This window comes from Kosakonia sp. ML.JS2a (assembly GCF_025642095.1).
Lineage (GTDB): Bacteria > Pseudomonadota > Gammaproteobacteria > Enterobacterales > Enterobacteriaceae.
The window spans coordinates 4,656,326-4,673,796 of record NZ_CP106754.1 but is presented as its reverse complement, the minus strand read 5'-3'; the positions used below and the strand labels follow the sequence as shown (position 1 = coordinate 4,673,796).

General features: G+C 55.2%; 16 protein-coding genes. 11 read left to right on the top strand and 5 right to left on the bottom strand.

Translation table 11 applies throughout. The features are described from left to right. The first annotated feature begins 2 nt into the window (after window positions 1-2). The 11 genes from pmbA (at window position 3) to N7922_RS21985 (ending at window position 9,544) form a co-directional block, all read left to right on the top strand. Window positions 3-1,355: a metalloprotease PmbA gene (pmbA, locus tag N7922_RS22035; RefSeq protein WP_263098281.1), complete on the top strand. Its 1,353-nt coding sequence runs from the start codon at window positions 3-5 to the stop codon at window positions 1,353-1,355. 55 nt (window positions 1,356-1,410) lie between these two features. Next, entirely contained in the window at window positions 1,411-1,797 is a 387-nt protein-coding gene (cybC, locus tag N7922_RS22030) for a cytochrome b562 (RefSeq protein ID WP_263098280.1), read from the top strand. 288 nt (window positions 1,798-2,085) lie between these two features. Then, window positions 2,086-2,421, top strand: coding sequence for a glycine dehydrogenase (locus N7922_RS22025; protein ID WP_263098279.1), 336 nt, complete (start codon window positions 2,086-2,088; stop codon window positions 2,419-2,421). Window positions 2,422-2,431: 10 nt separating this feature from the next. Then, window positions 2,432-2,794: an SFCGS family glycine-rich protein gene (locus tag N7922_RS22020; protein ID WP_061498291.1), complete on the top strand. Its 363-nt coding sequence runs from the start codon at window positions 2,432-2,434 to the stop codon at window positions 2,792-2,794. A 2-nt stretch (window positions 2,795-2,796) separates the two neighbouring features. Beyond that, window positions 2,797-3,093, top strand: a complete 297-nt coding sequence (locus N7922_RS22015; RefSeq protein ID WP_263098278.1) for a DUF4312 family protein — start codon at window positions 2,797-2,799, stop codon at window positions 3,091-3,093. Between the two features lie 50 nt (window positions 3,094-3,143). Then, window positions 3,144-3,920: a DUF4311 domain-containing protein gene (locus N7922_RS22010; protein ID WP_263098277.1), complete on the top strand. Its 777-nt coding sequence runs from the start codon at window positions 3,144-3,146 to the stop codon at window positions 3,918-3,920. A 9-nt stretch (window positions 3,921-3,929) separates the two neighbouring features. Next, window positions 3,930-4,571: a DUF4310 family protein gene (locus N7922_RS22005; protein ID WP_061498282.1), complete on the top strand. Its 642-nt coding sequence runs from the start codon at window positions 3,930-3,932 to the stop codon at window positions 4,569-4,571. A 42-nt stretch (window positions 4,572-4,613) separates the two neighbouring features. Beyond that, a complete protein-coding gene (locus tag N7922_RS22000; RefSeq protein WP_263098276.1) occupies window positions 4,614-5,747 on the top strand; it encodes an amidohydrolase/deacetylase family metallohydrolase in 1,134 nt (377 codons plus the stop codon). Beyond that, entirely contained in the window at window positions 5,731-6,849 is a 1,119-nt protein-coding gene (locus tag N7922_RS21995; protein WP_263098275.1) for a DgaE family pyridoxal phosphate-dependent ammonia lyase, read from the top strand. Before N7922_RS22000 ends, N7922_RS21995 begins: the two co-directional genes overlap by 17 nt. Beyond that, a complete protein-coding gene (dagF, locus tag N7922_RS21990; RefSeq protein ID WP_263098274.1) occupies window positions 6,846-7,583 on the top strand; it encodes a 2-dehydro-3-deoxy-phosphogluconate aldolase in 738 nt (245 codons plus the stop codon). Before N7922_RS21995 ends, dagF begins: the two co-directional genes overlap by 4 nt. A 50-nt stretch (window positions 7,584-7,633) precedes the next feature. Next, on the top strand, window positions 7,634-9,544 hold the full coding sequence (locus N7922_RS21985; RefSeq protein ID WP_263098273.1) for a BglG family transcription antiterminator: 1,911 nt from the start codon (window positions 7,634-7,636) through the stop codon (window positions 9,542-9,544). A 53-nt stretch (window positions 9,545-9,597) separates the two neighbouring features. Here N7922_RS21985 and N7922_RS21980 read toward each other — a convergent pair whose 3' ends face one another. From N7922_RS21980 to treC, 5 genes are all read right to left on the bottom strand, one after another. Next, window positions 9,598-10,341 carry an oligogalacturonate-specific porin KdgM family protein gene (locus tag N7922_RS21980; protein ID WP_263098272.1) on the bottom strand — a complete coding sequence of 248 codons (744 nt, stop codon included), beginning with the start codon at window positions 10,339-10,341 and terminating at the stop codon, window positions 9,598-9,600. Between the two features lie 88 nt (window positions 10,342-10,429). After that, entirely contained in the window at window positions 10,430-12,145 is a 1,716-nt protein-coding gene (locus tag N7922_RS21975) for a polysaccharide lyase family protein (RefSeq protein ID WP_263098271.1), read from the bottom strand. A 479-nt stretch (window positions 12,146-12,624) separates the two neighbouring features. Next, window positions 12,625-13,089 carry an anaerobic ribonucleoside-triphosphate reductase-activating protein gene (gene nrdG, locus N7922_RS21970; RefSeq protein WP_263098270.1) on the bottom strand — a complete coding sequence of 155 codons (465 nt, stop codon included), beginning with the start codon at window positions 13,087-13,089 and terminating at the stop codon, window positions 12,625-12,627. A 169-nt stretch (window positions 13,090-13,258) separates the two neighbouring features. Then, on the bottom strand, window positions 13,259-15,394 hold the full coding sequence (gene nrdD / locus N7922_RS21965) for an anaerobic ribonucleoside-triphosphate reductase (protein ID WP_263098269.1): 2,136 nt from the start codon (window positions 15,392-15,394) through the stop codon (window positions 13,259-13,261). 380 nt (window positions 15,395-15,774) lie between these two features. Further along, entirely contained in the window at window positions 15,775-17,430 is a 1,656-nt protein-coding gene (treC, locus tag N7922_RS21960) for an alpha,alpha-phosphotrehalase (protein ID WP_263098268.1), read from the bottom strand. Window positions 17,431-17,471: the final 41 nt, after the last annotated feature.

The window sequence follows — 17,471 nt, the reverse complement described above, 5'->3', positions numbered from 1 at the left end:
TTATGGCATTGGCGATGAAAGTGATCACACAAGTTGCACAACAACGCAAAGTACTGGAAGACGCAGTTTCCACGGCGCTGGAGCTGGCCTCCGGGAAGGCGGATGGTGCGGAAGTGGCTGTCAGTAAAACCACCGGCATCGGTGTCAGCACGCGCTACGGCGAAGTGGAGAATGTTGAATTTAACAGCGATGGCGCACTGGGCATTACCGTCTATCACCAGAACCGTAAAGGCAGCGCGTCGTCCACCGATCTCAGCCCGGACGCCATTGCCCGTACGGTGCAAGCGGCGATTGATATCGCCCGTTACACCTCGCCGGATCCTTATGCGGGCGTTGCGGATAAAGAGCTGCTGGCTTTCGATGCCCCGGATCTCGATCTGTTCCACCCAGCGGAAGTGACGCCGGATGAAGCCATCGAATGGGCTGCGCGCGCGGAGCAAGCCGCGCTGAAAGCAGACAAACGTATCAACAATACCGAAGGCGGAAGCTTTAACAGCCACTATGGCATCAAAGTGTTCGGCAACAGCCACGGTATGCTGCAAAGCTACTGTTCCACCCGTCACTCCCTGTCGAGCTGCGTAATTGCGGAAGAAAATGGCGATATGGAGCGCGATTACGCCTACACCATCGGGCGCGATATCCGCGATCTGCACACGCCGGAATGGGTTGGTGAAGAGTGCGCGCGCCGTACTCTGTCCCGCCTGTCGCCGCGTAAGCTGTCGACCATGAAAGCACCGGTGATTTTTGCCAACGAAGTCGCGACCGGGCTGTTTGGTCACCTGGTCGGCGCGATCGCCGGCGGCGCGGTATACCGTAAATCCACCTTCTTGCTGGATTACCTGGGCAAACAGATCCTGCCGGAGTGGCTGACGATTGAAGAACATCCGCACCTGCTGAAAGGCCTGGCTTCCACGCCGTTCGACAGCGAAGGGGTGCGCACCGAGCGTCGCGATATTATTAAAGACGGCGTGCTGACTCAGTGGCTGTTGACCAACTACTCAGCGCGCAAGCTGGGGCTGAAGAGCACCGGGCATGCGGGCGGCATTCATAACTGGCGGATTGCCGGGCGCGGCCTCAGCTTTGAGCAAATGCTGAAAGAGATGGGCACCGGTCTGGTGGTAACAGAATTGATGGGGCAGGGCGTTAGCGGCATCACCGGCGATTACTCGCGCGGTGCCGCCGGTTTCTGGGTGGAAAACGGTGAAATCCAGTATCCGGTGAGCGAAATCACCATTGCCGGCAACCTGAAAGAGATGTGGCGCAATATTGTTACTGTCGGTGACGATATTGAACAACGCAGTAATATTCAGTGTGGTTCAGTGTTACTCCCGGAGATGAAAATCGCCGGACAATAACTCCGTGGCGCTAAGACCTGCGCCTTCAGCGTGATAATAAAAAAGGAAGTGAGCAATGCGTAAAAACCTGTTAGCAATCCTTGCTGTGTCGTCGTTGTTTATGGGCTCGGCGGTGTTTGCCGCCGATCTTGAGGATGATATGGGCACCCTGAGTGACAACCTCAAAGTGGTGCAGAAAACCAATGATGCCACCGAGCTGAAAGGCGCATTAACCAATATGCGCACCGCCGCGCTGGATGCGCAAAAAGCCACCCCGCCGAAGCTGGAAGGGAAAGCGCCGGATAGCGCCGAGATGAAAGATTATCGTCACGGCTTTGATGTGCTGGTTGGGCAGATTGACGATGCGCTGAAGCTGGCTAACGAAGGCAAAGTGAAAGAAGCGAAGGTGGCCGCTGAAGGTCTGGCTAACACCCGCAACACCTATCACAAGAAATTCCGCTAAGCATACCCGGCGGGGCTGCGGCCCCGCTTTACCGATAAGTAAACCTTATTCATCTCACACTTTTCCCCTTCGGCTCGCCGTTTTTTTATTCTCATTTCCCCACTGATTTCCGCAACTTTTCTGCATTCCTGTGACCTTTGCCCAGTCAAAAATCTCCAATGACCCGTTTTATGTGGCGCAGATCACTAAGACCTTCCGCCTTTCCACTTCGAAGTGGAAAACTCCTCGCTACAAACTCTTAACCTGCAACGTTAGTTTTATCCCGAAGCCATGAGTGGGGTAAGACGAGTGAATAACGGAGCGGTAATGAACGACGCGGAGCAGGCAGCGCAAACGGCAACCCTCGCACAGCGCATGCTGACGCAGGTGTACACCTTGTTAAGCGATCAGGGCATCACGCCGAATGCAGTACAGCAGCAGATGCTGACCTCGCATGTCCGGGCAATGGCGCACCGTTCCGTGACGGGCGAACCGCTGCCGGATGTAGATGCCAGCCTGTTTGATGAAATTTCGGCCGGGTCGATGGACCTTGCCCGCGAGGTGGTGGCGGCATTCGGCAATTTACCGGAAGAAGAAGCCTGGCTGCTGTCGGTGCACTTCGAAGTGGCGAAAGACAACCTGTAAGGAGCGAAAGATGGAACAAATTACCGTAGTGATTGGCGATCGTCTGGGTAAAGGCCAGAAAGTGGCGGCAGGCGTAGAAAAAGCAGGCGGCCGCGCGGTGGTTGTACCGGGCGTGGCGGCGGATATGAAACTTGGCGACGTGATGAAAGCGGAAAACGCTACCTTCGGCATTTCATTTTGCGGCAGCGGCGGCGCAGGTGCCATCACCGCGCAAAACAAACATGGCTACAAAGCGAAGTACGGCATGCGCTCCGTGGAAGAGGGCGTTACCGCCATCAATGAAGGCTGCAACGTGCTGGGATTCGGTTTTATGGACAAAGAAGAATTGGGCGAGCGCCTGGTGCAGGCGTGGCTGAAAAAATACGGCGCATAACCATGAAAGAACAGTTCACCACTACGGTCAGGGTTAACGGCAAGGGCGATGCGAAAACCCGCGCCTTCGCCGATGCGCTGAACCACGTTCAGGCCGCGGTGATGAAAGCGTCGCCGCATATTTTACTGCGTATTGAGCCACAGGATGTGCAGGTTGTTCATGCGCAGGAAACGACGCGGAAAGAGGCCTTTTTGTTCCTCTTCCTGCGTCGGGAAAGACGCACCTACAGCGTGGAGCTGGATGTGACCGTCAACGTGACCGCCATCAATCTCGATAAAGTGGATTTCGTCGCGAAATAACTCAATGCATACCCGTGAGTCCGTTCCACCGGGTAGAAGAGGGCAGACTGATGTTCTTAATCATACTAATAAAATCGCTCATCATCGGCGGCCTGGTCGGCGTCGGTGTGGGAGCCGGGGCTGCACGCATGTTCCATGCGCCGACCACTCAGGGAATGGGCGCATTTCGTACTTTGGGAGAACTGAACTCCTGTGAAGGGGATCCGGCATCGCACTTCTCCTTTGGCTTAGGGTTCTTCTTTAACGCCTGGGCGTCATCCGTTGCCGCGGGTTCATTTACCCAGGACGTTGACCACCGCATTATTCCCAACTGGGGCGCGGCGGCGCTGATGGTGAAAAACCGTAACGTCGGCGAAACCCTGCACGATCCGAAAAAGATGGCCATTGCCTGTGGGCTGATCGGCATGGTGGTGGTCACCTTCCTCAACCTGACGGCCTCTTCCGTGCCGGCAGCGCTGCAAGTCACGGCGGTGAAAGTGCTGGTACCGGCGGCAAACTTACTGGTGAATACCGTGATGCCGGTGATCTTCTGGCTGGCGGCCATCGACGCGGGTAAAAAATCCGGCTTCTGGGCCACCGTTTTTGGTGGCGCGGCGCAGTTAATCATGGGTAACGCCGTACCGGGTCTGGTGCTGGGCATTCTGATCGGTAAAGGCGTGGAAGAGAGTGGCTGGAACCGCGTCACCAAAGTGATGATGATCGCGATTGTCGCCCTGTTTGTCCTGAGCGGTTTCTTCCGCGGCTTCGATCTGAAAATGATCGAGTCCTTCCACCTGAGCGCGCCGAACTGGCTGGAGCTCATCCACAATTCGCTCAGCGGCAAATAAGGAAAGGCGATGGAACAGAATAAAGGCTTTTGGTACGCCGACTGGTCATTCCCGATTTTCGTCGGCCTGCTCTCATCCGGCGTCTTCGCCGGGACACATATGTACTACCTGTACGGCATTGGCGCGTTCAACGAAGTGGCGTTTGTCTCGATGCTGCGCTCCGGTATGGACACTGGCGTATACGGCGCGGTGGCGGCGTTTGGCGCCAGCTTCCTGTTCGCGCGCATTATTGAAGGTTCGCTGGTGGGGATTCTGGATATCGGCGGCGCGATCCAGACCGGTGTCGGGCTGGGTGTTCCGGCACTGCTGCTTGGCGCGGGCTTTGTCTTCCCGGTGGCGAACTTTGTTGCCTCGCTGGCAACCGGTCTGGTGATTGGCGTGTTGATTGGTTACCTGATTATCCTGGCGCGTAAGTTCACCATTAACCAGAGCGACTCTACCTACGGCGCAGACGTGATGATGGGGGCGGGTAACGCGTCGGGTCGCTTCCTTGGCCCATTGATTATTCTCAGCGCCATGACGGCCTCGATCCCTATTGGCATCGGTTCACTGGTGGGCGCACTGCTGTTTTACCTCTGGCAAAAGCCGATCACCGGGGGCGCAATCCTGGGTGCGATGTTGCTGGGCGCCATCTTCCCGGTGGCCCTCTGATACCCGCGGGCGCTACGGCGCCCGTTACTTCTGGAGATACGCATGTTTGATTTACTTCTGCGCCGGGCACGTCTGGTTGACGATACGGTGACGGATATCGCCATCAGCGCGGGTAAAATCGCCGCGTTGGGCGATATCAGCGGCCCGGCGGTGAAATCTGTTGATTTACACGGTGAACATTATGTCAGCGCCGGGTGGATCGACTCCCACGTCCACTGCTACCCGAATTCGCCGATCTATCACGATCAGCCCGACAGCGTCGGGATCGCAACCGGGGTCACCACGGTGATCGATGCGGGCAGCACCGGTGCGGATGATATTGACGATTTTTATGCCCTCACCCGCCAGGCAACCACGGAAGTCTATGCGCTGTTGAATATCTCTCGCGTGGGACTGATTGCACAAAATGAACTGGCGAACCTGAATAATATCGATGCCAGCGCCGTACGTGATGCGGTGCAACGCCACCCGGATTTTATCGTTGGCCTGAAAGCGCGGATGAGCAGCAGCGTGGTGGGTGACAACGGCATTACACCGTTGGAACGCGCGAAAGCGATACAAAAAGAGAACGGTGATTTACCGCTGATGGTGCATATCGGCAACAATCCGCCGAACCTCGACGAGATTGCCGATCTGCTCACCTCCGGCGACATCATCACCCACTGCTACAACGGCAAACCGAACCGCATTCTGACCCCCGGCGGGGAGTTGCGCGCGTCCGTTGCCCGCGCGCTTCGCCGTGGTGTGCGGCTGGATGTCGGGCACGGCAGCGCCAGTTTTAGCTTTGCGGTGGCAAAACACGCAATAGGTTTGGGCATTTTGCCGCAGACCATCAGTTCCGACATCTACTGCCGCAACCGCATTGACGGTCCGGTGCGCTCGCTGGCGAACGTGATGTCCAAATTTCTCGCCATTGGCCTGTCGCTGCCGCAGGTGATTGCCTGCGTGACCGACCACGCTGCCGAGGGCCTGCGCCTGAAACAGAAAGGGCGACTGGCGGTCGGTTATGACGCCGATCTGACCATTTTCGACCTGAAGCGCCAGCCGGTGCTGTTTACCGATGCGGAACACGAAAGCTTACAGGCTGAACAGTTAATCACGCCGCTGGCCGCCATTCGCGCAGGCCACGGCTATATGACCGAACAGGGGAGTGCGGAACATGCCTTCGATTTATGATAAGTACCAGTTAAAACAGGTGATTAATGCCTCCGGGCGCATGACGGCGCTTGGCGTCTCCACCCCGCGCCCGGAAGTGGTTGAGGCGGTCTTAAGCGGCATGAATCACTACTTCGAAATGAAAGATTTGGTGAACAAGACCGGGGAGTACATCGCGAATCTGCTGGAGGTTGAGGGCGCGACCGTGGTCTCTTGCGCGTCTGCCGGTATTGCACAGTCGGTGGCCGCCGTACTGGTGAAAGAGAGCGACTGGCTGCTGGAAAACCTGCACAGCACGGTGATTGAGAACAACGAAATCGTGCTGCCGCGCGGCCATAACGTTAATTTCGGCGCACCGGTCGGCACGATGGTGGCGCTGGGCGGCGGCAAGGTCGTGGAAGCCGGTTACGCCAACGAATGCTCCGCCGATCAACTGGCGGCGGCGATCTCCCCGCGCACCGCGGCGATCCTCTATATCAAGTCCCATCACTGCGTACAGAAAAGCATGCTCAGCGTTGAGCAGGCTGTCGTGGTCGCGCGTAAACACGATCTGCCGCTGATTGTTGATGCGGCGGCGGAAGAGGATTTGCAGTGTTACTACCGTGCTGGCGCCGATCTGGTTATCTACAGCGGTGCGAAGGCGATCGAAGGGCCAACCAGCGGGCTGGTGATCGGCAAAACGCAGTACGTCGAGTGGGTCAAACGCCAGACGGCGGGCATTGGTCGGGCGATGAAAGTGGGCAAAGAGGGCATTCTTGGGCTGACCTGCGCCATTGAACATTATCTTAGCGCCCGGAAAGAGAGCGGGGCGGAAATGGTCGCCAAAATGACGCCGTTTATCGACCAGCTTAATACGCTGCCGGGCGTCAGCGCGCGTGTGGTATGGGACAGCGCCGGGCGTGATATTGCCCGCAGCGAAATCAAGTTTGATGAAGCGGTGACCGGTATCGCCACGGGCGATTTAGTCAGCGCCCTGAAACAGGGGGAATACGCCATTTACTTCCGTGGCTATAAAGCCAATGAAGGCATTATCGAAGCCGATGTTCGTAGCGTAACCGCCGACCAACTGGCGGTGGTGTATCGCCGCATCGCCGAAGAACTGAACAAGGAGCAACACCCATGAAACTGACCCCCAATTTTTACCGTGACCGTGTATGTCTGAATGTGCTGGCAGGCTGCAAAGAGAATGCCAGCGCCATTTACGAGGCAGCAGAAGGCCATGTGCTGGTGGGTGTACTGTCGAAAAACTACCCGGACGTTGCCACGGCGGTCGCCGATATGCGTGACTATGCGGCGCGCATTGATAACGCGCTCTCTGTTGGCCTGGGCGCGGGCGATCCGAACCAGTCTGCCATGGTCAGTGCCATCGCCCGCGAGGTGCAACCGCAGCACGTGAATCAGGTCTTTACCGGCGTGGCAACCAGCCGGGCGCTGCTGGGGCAGCGTGAGACGGTGGTGAACGGTCTGGTCTCGCCAACGGGAACGCCAGGGCTGGTGAAAATCTCCACTGGCCCGCTCAGCAGCCAGGCTGCGGACGGCGTTGTGTCGGTTGAGACCGCGATTGCACTGTTAAAAGATATGGGCGGCAGCTCGATTAAATACTTCCCGATGGGCGGTCTGACGTGCCGTGATGAGTATCAGGCGGTAGCTGAAGCCTGCGCGCGTTACGATTTCTGGCTGGAGCCGACCGGCGGTATCGATTTGGATAATTTCGGTGAGATCCTGCAAATCGCGCTGGATGCGGGGGTCAGCAAAATCATTCCGCATATTTATAGCTCTATTATTGATAAGGTGAGTGGTGATACCCGCCCGGCAGATGTGCGCCAGCTACTGGCCATCACAAAGGCGCGGGTTTAACGGGCAGTGCCTGCCTCCGGCTGGCAGAAAATGATGACGAGGACAACGACGTGCGATTTCCGAACCAACGTTTAGCGCAGCTGTTTACTATGCTGCAAAACGAGACGCTGCCACAGGACGAGCTGGCGCAGCGGCTGTCGGTCTCCACGCGCACCGTCCGGGCGGATATCACCGCATTAAACGCGCTGCTGGCACGCCACGGCGCGCAGTTTATTTTGAACCGTGGCAGCGGTTATCAACTGAAAATCGACGATGCCTCGCTGTACCACTCTTTGCAGGCCACGCGACCGCGTGCGCTGCGGATTCCGCGCAGCGGTCCGGAGCGGGTGCACTATCTGGTGGTGCGTTTTCTCACCTCCGCGTTTTCCCTCAAACTGGAAGATCTGGCGGATGAATGGTTTGTCAGCCGCGCCACGCTGCAAAATGACATGACGGAAGTGCGCGAGTGGTTTTCCCGCTATCGCCTGACGCTGGAAACCCGCCCGCGCCATGGTATGAAGCTGTTTGGCAGTGAAATGGCGCTGCGCGCCTGCCTGACGGATTTACTGTGGGAGCTGGCGCAGCAGAATGCACAGAACCCGCTGATCACCGAAGATGCGCTCAATCCGGGCGTGCCGGAAGCGCTGGCGTCTGTTCTGCACGACTGCTTTAGTCGTTATCACATTCGCCTGACTGATGAAGGCGATCTGTTTATCCGCTTGTATTGCGCGGTCGCCGTACGCCGCATCAGCGAGGGCTATCCGCTGTCGGAATTTATTGCCGACGATGGCGATGAGAACGTGCGTGACGCCGCGCGGGATATCTCAGTAGCATTGCAACAACTGGCGGGGAAACCGCTGGCGGCGGCGGAAGAGCACTGGCTGCGGGTCCATATCGCCGGGCGTCGCGTTCAGGAACTGGCACCCAGCGCCATCAGCGCCGATGATGATGAAACGCTGGTCAACTACATTCTTGGCTATATCAATAGCCACTATAACTACAACCTGCAAAACGACACGCAACTGCATGCGGACCTGCTGACGCATATCAAAACCATGATCACCCGCGTGCGCTACCAAATCATGATCCCGAACCCGCTGCTGGATAACATCAAGCAGCACTACCCCATGGCCTGGGACATGACGCTGGCGGCGGTCTCCAGTTGGGGGAAATACACACCGTATGTGATCAGCGAAAACGAGATCGGTTTTTTGGTGCTGCACATTGGCGTGGGGCTGGAGCGTCACTACAACATTGGTTACCAGCGGCAACCGCAGGTGTTACTGGTGTGTGATGCCGGAAATGCGATGGCGCGCATGATTGAAGCCGTGCTGGCACGGAAGTACCCGCAGATTGTGGTCACCCGTACCGTGACGCTGCGTGATTACGAGCAGTGCGCCAGTATTGCCGAAGATTTTGTGATTTCCACCGCGCGGGTCAGCGAAAAGGATAAGCCGGTGGTCACCATTTCGCCGTTTCCCAGCGAATACCAACTGGAGCAGATCGGCAAACTGGTGCTGGTGGACAGAACGCGCCCGTGGATGCTGGAAAAGTATTTTGATGCGCTCCATTTCCGCATTATCGACGGTGAGATGGATCAGCAAACGCTGTTTACCACTCTGTGTGACCAACTGCGCGATGAAGGTTTTGTCGACGCAGAGTTTCTCGACTCGGTCATTGAGCGTGAAGCGATTGTCAGCACCCTGCTGGGGGAAGGGATTGCTTTACCGCACGCCCTTGGGCTGCTGGCGAAAAAAACCGTGGTCTATACCGTGCTGGCCCCGCAGGGGATCCGCTGGGGAGACGACACCGCGCATGTCATTTTTTTACTGGCGATCAGCAAAAGCGAGTACGAAGAGGCGATGGCGATCTACGATATTTTCGTCACTTTCCTGCGCGAACGCGCCACCGCCAGGCTTTGCGCCTGCGCAGACTTTGCCACCTTCAAAAGCGTGGCGATGGAATCGCTCAGCCGTTTTTAGTGCCTGTCGGGGATGGAAGAGACCGCAACACTCTTCCATCGTCGCGGGCGGGTTTATTTAAAGGTATAAGCGATACCGGCGCGTAAACGTAACTGGCGCTCGCTGGATTTTGATGAGCGGTTAATATCGCCGAGGCTAATATAAGGGCTCCACTCCCTTTTATCGCCTAACGCATAGTTAAACTGTAATTCCTGCTCATAATTATATTTTTTATTCGCGTAGAGATTTTCATCACCCAACTGATAAATCAATTTATAGGTGGTGGTCAGATTCGCCACATTATAACGCAGGTAGCCATCCACACGATTAACTGTACGGTGCCGGTTCGTGCTGCAATTCGCGCACCCGCTGTTGTCGTGAGCGTAATCGGTTAATTCGAGACGATAAAGACCACCAACCGACCAGCTATCATTAATTTTATACCACGGTGATACGCCGACTTTCCACTCGGTACGGGTGGAGTTAAATTCTGGCTGAAAAAGCGGTGATACGGTCCAGTTACCAAAACGGTATTTTTTCGCCAGTGTCATTTCGACCGCGTTTAATACCGGATCTTCATAATATTTGTCTTTTACGTCAGAACCGCCGGTTTTAAATTTTGTTTCGACTGCAAAAGAGTAGTCATAAGGAAGCTGAGTCGCCAGCGTTAATTTATCGTAATGCGTGCGATCACGCAGGCGATATTCGTGGCGATAATCCATGCTGACGTTGCTTAATATTACGTCGGCGGCACTCGCATAGCCGACGGAGAATAACGAAAGCGGGATGCAGAGCGTATTGATAATTTTCTTGTTCATTATTAAAAACCTTTTCACTTTTTAATTGGCAAGGGGCAGACGCCCGTATTGTGGTTTTCACCACAATACGGTTAAGAAATAAAAATGCTTATTCGCTCAGGGTTATGACGTCATACATCACGCTGCCGCCATTCAGTTGCAGCGAAATCTGATTATTACCTTTGCGTAACAGATCGGCGCTGATCGGAAGCGTTGCAAGGTGATATTGCCCGTTACGCAGCGCCCCGCGATACAGGGTTTTATCGTTAGCGTACTTCAGCGTATCCAGCACCTTGCCGTTAACGTTCACCGTGAGCGACGGCGCGCTGTTTGCCGCGCCCATCCCACTGTTGCTGGCGGCGGCAAGGGCAATGTTCAGCGTATAGCTGGGTTTATTGGGGGTCATAGCAAAACGGATATCCCAGCGTCCGGGTTGCGTCTGGGCGTAATACCAGTCGCGACTGTAGTCGCTGTGGCCAATATCAAATACCAGATTCGCCGGGACATCCTGCTGCCAGTGGTAACCCCGCGCCTCGCTGCCGAAGCGGAATTCGCGTGCCTGGCGGTCGGCCTGGCCTATCGCCCATACCACTTTCGGCACGGGAGGCAGCATGATGTCGTGCAGCGTCTGTTTCTCCCCGCTGATCTCTACCTGTTGCTGTGCCAGCACGCCAGGCTGTGTTCCGGCGTTGGCATATACCGCAAGCTGGTAATGGCCGGGGATCACATTATCGAGGTGAAATACGCCCTGGCGGTCAGTGGTGGCCGTGAAGAGGTAACCGCGGGTTTGCACATCAAAAGGTTCATCCAGCGATGAAGAGAGCACGACGGTAACCGGTTGATCTGTCGCGATATGACCGTTGACCTGGGTACGTTTGTCGGCATAACGCGCATCTCCAACCCATTGATAGGGCCAGTTCGCCCGCTCGGTAACGGCTTGCTGGCGGGCGTCGGCGAGCATCTGCTCGCTACTGCCCTGGTTGATATACAGCAGCCATGGCCCATACAGTTTTTTCCAGCCGGGTTGCGCCTGCATATCCGGTGTTCCCATATGTGCGCCGGTCATGTAGTTCAGGATGATAGCGTCCTGATGGACCATTAAATCTTGCTTCAGGGCATCGCCGGAGAAGTATTCACCGCTACCGGGGATCAGCCATGCGCCCCTGTTTTTTCCGTATACGCCCCAGAATGCGCTGCCACGCTGATAACCGGCAAAATCATATTTTGTATAGACTTCGCCGTTTGGCAGTCGCCAGGTTTCATCCTGCACTTTTGGCATTTTCTCAAGATCGGCATACAAATAAGGGCGGCCTTCCCGCTCACCGTTAGAAATATGATCGAGCAGGTGCGGGTTGAAACGATACACATTGCGTAATTCACTGACCGTCACCGTCTCTTTCCCGGTATTTTCCGCGACCACATAACTGTAAAAACCGCTGACGCCTTTTCGCATAATTAAGTGGTATTCCAGGCGCAGTAAGCTTTTTTTGTCATCAATCCAGGCGATATGCGCAATCTCTTTATCGTTGCGGATTATTTCCAGCCGTTCAGGAAGAAAATCTTTCACCCCTTTCGAATAAAAGTCGAGGTAAGCGCTGCGGTTTTTACTGGGATCGCGTTGTGCACCAGACAGCGATGTCGTCAGATTAATGCCGTCTTTAATGATGGCAACGGCGCTGGCGTCATCTTTAAATTCGACGTGCAGTAATCCATTATCCAGCGTGGCATTCATTCCTGATACGGTCAGCGATACGGGTAAATCGGTATTGCTGTAACTACAGGCAGAAAATAACAGTAAAGCGGCAGTTCCATAACGAATAGGCATGTTTGTGTTCCTGTTCCAGCACCCTGTTTCCACAGGGTTAATGGTTTTATTAAATGTAGGGTTGTGTAGTGTAAAACCTGTCTGACGTTATTTTATGGGTGGTTTAAAATACTTGAGGAGAGTAATCCGATGTTTTTTCAACCACCTTTGCCTTACTGCCACGCTTGCCGCTTCGCTGGCAGCCAGATGAAGATAGGTGCGATCCTTATCTAAAATTAAAAATAAGACATTTAAAAGTGAAATAACGTTTTAATTTTACATGAAAGCGTGAATGATTGGTTTTATAAATAGAAACAGGAAGTAATAATTCAGTGACTAATTATTGGAGGATCGTGCTTTTGATGAACGTGTGAGCTGTTATCCAAAAATGCATGTAATGCCAGGGGAATATACCCGGTCAGGGACAACAAGGTGACGGTTTTTGTAAACGAGAAAAAGCGGCCGCTTACCGGGATGCCAGTGAACGGCTGCCGCGCTGTTTAGCGCAAGTGATGCACGACCTGGTTGCTGCTGCCGCGCCAGATCAGCATCGGGTCTTTCAGATCCTGGACAAATTTGCCGTCCACCAGCACGTTGATCAGCGCGACCACTTCACGCTGTGCGGCGTCGAGTTCGTCGATCTTGTAGCCTGTCCAGACCCAGATATCCTTACCGGGGCATTCGGCGCGAATGCGGGTGACCAGTTTTAAAATATCCGGTACGTTTTGCGGGTGCAGCGGATCGCCGCCGGAGAGTGAAATCCCCTGGCGTTTAACGCGGGTGTCGTTGAGATCCGCGATAATGCGCTCTTCCATTTCAGCCGTGAACGGCACGCCGGAGTTCAGCCGCCAGGTGCTTTTGTTGTAACAGCCGGGGCATTCATGCACGCAGCCGGAGACGAACAGCGTGCAGCGGGTGCCGGGGCCGTTCACTATGTCGACTGGGTAGTATTGGTGATAATTCATGTTTCCTCGTCGCATTTGGCGCTGTAGCTGTGTTGGCTACGCTCGTGCACCCGGGTCACTTACTGATGTAAGCTCGCCGGGACACACGCAATTGCCGCCTTGTTCTGACGTCAATTGCGTTGCGGATACATAGCAGATTGATCGCGCAGTGCCATCGGGCAAATAGACGTTAGCCAATCTGCCCGTTGCCGAGGTGTTTGACGCGGCGTTTCACTTCTTCCTGCTTCCCGGCATTAAACGGACGTGCGTCCGGGCTGCCAAGATAACCGCATACACGACGGGTCACCGACACGCGGGCGGCATCGTGGTTGCCGCATTTCGGGCACGTGAAGCCTTTACTGGTGCACTCAAATTCACCGGTAAAACCGCACTCGTAACACTCATCGATCGGCGTGTTGGTGCCGTAATACGGTACATGCTGGTAGCTGTAATCCCAGACATCTTCCAGCGCCCGCAGGTTGTGCTGAATGTTCGGGTATTCGCCATAGCAAATGAAGCCCCCGCTGGCCAACGGCGGGTACGGCGCTTCGAAATCGATTTTGTCGTACGGGTTAACCTTTTTCTCGACGTCGAGATGGAAACTGTTGGTGTAGTAACCTTTGTCCGTTACCCCATCCACCACGCCAAATTCGGCGGTATCAATACGGCAGAAACGGTCGCACAGGTTTTCGCTCGGTGTGCTGTACAGGCTAAAGCCGTAACCCGTCTCTTCTTTCCACTCATCCACCGCTTTGCGCAGGCGTTCAACAATCGCCACGCCTTTCGCGCGCAGGGCTTCGCTGTCGTAAATATGTTTATTACCCGACAGCGCGTTAATGGTTTCGTGAATCCCGATATAGCCCAGCGAGATGGAGGCGCGACCGTTTTTGAAAATAGACGCAATGTCGTCATCCGCTTTCAGACGTACGCCACAGGCGCCTTCCATATAGAGGATGGGCGCCACGCGCGCTTTCACGCCTTCCAGGCGGGCGATACGCGTCATCAGCGCTTTGCGCGCCAACTGCAGACGGCTGTCCAGCAGTTTCCAGAACGCCTCTTCATTGCCTTTCGCTTCCAGCGCAATGCGCGGCAGGTTAAGGCTGATCACGCCCAGGTTGTTACGCCCGTCGTGGATCTGCTCGCCGTTCTCTTCATACACACCGAGGAAGCTGCGGCAGCCCATCGGGGTTTTGAACGAGCCCGTGACTTTGACCACCTGATCGTAGTTCAGGATGTCCGGATACATGCGTTTGCTGGCGCACTCCAGCGCGAGCTGTTTGATGTCGTAGTTCGGATCGTCGAACTTGTGGTTCAGGCCATCGCGAATCGCAAAAACCAGTTTCGGGAACACAGCGGTTTTGCGGTTTTTACCCAGACCGGCAATACGATTGCGCAGAATTGATTGCTGGATCAGGCGTGACTCCCAACTGGTGCCAAGACCAAAACCGAAGGTCACGAACGGCGTCTGGCCGTTGGCGGTATGCAGCGTGTTGACTTCGTATTCCAGCGACTGGAAGGCATCGTAGCACTCTTTTTCAGTGCGGCTGTGGGCGTAGCCATCGGCATCCGGAATATTCCATTCGGTCGCCACTTTGCGATGTTTTTCGAAGCTGGCGGTCACGAACGGCGCCAGTACTTCATCAATACGGTTAATGGTGGTGCCGCCATAAATGTGACTGGCGACCTGCGCGATGATCTGCGCGGTTACGGCAGTGGCGGTGGAAATTGATTTTGGCGGCTCGATTTCAGCGTTACCCATTTTAAACCCGTGCGTCAGCATGCCTTTCAGATCGATCAGCATACAGTTAAACATCGGGAAGAATGGGGAGTAATCGAGATCGTGATAGTGGATCTCGCCGCGCTCGTGCGCCAGCACCACATCACGCGGCAGCAGATGCTGACGGGCGTAATGTTTGGCAACAATACCCGCCAGCAGATCGCGCTGGGTGGGGATCACTTTACTGTCTTTGTTGGCGTTCTCGTTGAGCAGTGCCGAGTTGGTCTGCTCAACCAGACCGCGAATATCCTGGTTCAGGCGACCGCGTTTTTCCCGCGCAATATCGCGGTCATGGCGGTATTCAATATAGGCGCGCGCCAGTTGTTTATGCGGCCCGGACATAAGCTGGTTTTCGACAGCGGTCTGAATCTCGCTGATATCAACCTGCGAGCGGCCCTGCATCTGGTTGCTGATAACTTCTGCGACGGTGGCGCAATAGTCTGCGTCATCGACTCCCGCTGCTTTAGCTGCACGCAAAATCGCTTCTTTGATGCGCTCTGATTTGAAAGGCACTTTACAGCCATCTCGTTTCATCACATGCGGTGTCATGATCACTCCATTTTAGAAAACAGGTTATCCACAATAAAGGACGCGCTGACTGGCGGATTATTCATTACCAAAACCAATAGGTTCGTCCCGTTTCGGCCCGCGTTATCCACAGCATGCATTGCTGTCCAGGCGGTATGCTTGTGTAGATCGTAGTCGATTAATACAACATATAGGGCCGGCGTGCATTCTAATTTCTATATATAGTGATTTGCATCAAACATGTTTACGCTTTTATTGACTCAGAACAAAGTAAAAATCTGATAGCGCAGAGGACGGGCGACCTGGCGGAGTGTAAATTTTCCGATTCTCATTTTGACTAAAAATTCAACAAAAACAGCAGGTTTATGCCCTGCTGTTTTTCTGTGCGAAAGGATGAAAAATCAGTCTTGCAGCCACCATACGGCTTCAAATGGCCGCAAGGTCATGTCGACGGGGCGGGAAGCGGTTTCGGCATAGTTGCTCAGCAGCACCTGCCAGTCGCCTGGCAAGGCGCCGGGCCGCCATGGCTGGCATTCGTCGCTGAGGTTGGCGATGACCAACAACGTCTGCCCTTGCCACTGGCGGCGATAACACCATAAATGCCCGTGCGCAGGCAGGAGATCCTGATAATCCCCCCATGTTAACAACGGCAGGGTTTTGCGCAGACGGATCAGTGTCTGATAGGTATAAAACACCGAATCCGCATCGCTGACGGCGTTTTCCGCATTGATTTCCCGATAGTTATCACAAAGCCCGATCCACGGATCGCCGGTGGTGAAACCGGCGTTTTTGCGGGCCGTCCACTGCATCGGCGTGCGGCTGTTGTCGCGGGATTTACTGGCGAGTATCGCCAGCAATTCATCGGGTTCACGCCCGGCGGTGCGCAGCCCGGCAAACATATTCAGGCTTTCCACATCGCGGTAATCGGTAATGCGGGAAAAGTGTGGATTGGTCATGCCAATCTCTTCACCCTGGTAGATATACGGCGTGCCTTGCATACCGTGCAGCACCATCGCCAGCATTTTTGCCGAGGGCACGCGCAGTGCACCCTCATCGCCAAAGCGCGACACAATGCGCGGCTGATCGTGGTTACACCAGAACAGCGCGTTCCACGCAACGTTGTGCATTCCTTGTTGCCAGTGGCGGAACAGGGCTTTCAGCGCGCCATAATCGGGGCGCGCCAGCGTCCATTTTTCCCCGTTGGGGTAGTCCACTTTCAGATGATGAAAGTTAAAGGTCATCGACAGTTCACTGCCATCCAGTGCCGCATAATGCTGGCAATGTTCCAGCGATGTGGAGGACATTTCCCCGACCGTCATCAGCGCGCGCGGCTGAAAGACCTCCCGGCTCATCTCCTGCAAAAAAGCGTGAGCGCGCGGGCCATCGGTATAAAAACGGCGGCCATCGCCCTGCTCATCGTCGGGGAAATCCTGCGCTTTGGAGATCAGATTCACCACATCCAGACGTAAACCGTCAACGCCGCGATCTGCCCAGAAAGTACAGATTTTTTTCAGTTCATCGCGTACTGCCGGGTTTTCCCAGTTGAGATCTGCCTGTTCCGGTGCAAAAAGATGCAGGTAGTACTGACCACTTTGGCTGTGCCAGCGCCATGCACCACCGCCGAACTTAGAGCGCCAGTTATTGGGCGGCGTTTCGGGTTCGCCATCGCGCCAGATGTAAAAAGAGCGGTAAGGGCTTGCGGGATCCTGCGCCGCCTGAAACCAGGCGTGCTGCGTTGAGGTGTGGTTAAACACCATATCCAGCACCAGACGAATCCCGCGTTGATGAGCCTGCGCCACCAGTTCGTCAAAATCGTCCAGCGTGCCGTACAGAGGGTCAATGGCGGTGTAATTCGCCACGTCATAACCATTATCCACCTGCGGCGAAATATAGAACGGCGTCAGCCAGATGGCATCCACACCGAGGGTTTGCAGATAGTCGAGCCGGGTGATGACGCCGCGCAAATCACCGGTGCCGTTGCCGGTCGTGTCCTGAAAGCTTTTGGGGTAGATCTGATAGATAACGCCGTTTTGCCACCAGTGGGGAAGGGTATTCATAACAATGTCCTGCGAAAAGGAAGGGGCGCAACGGCGCCCCA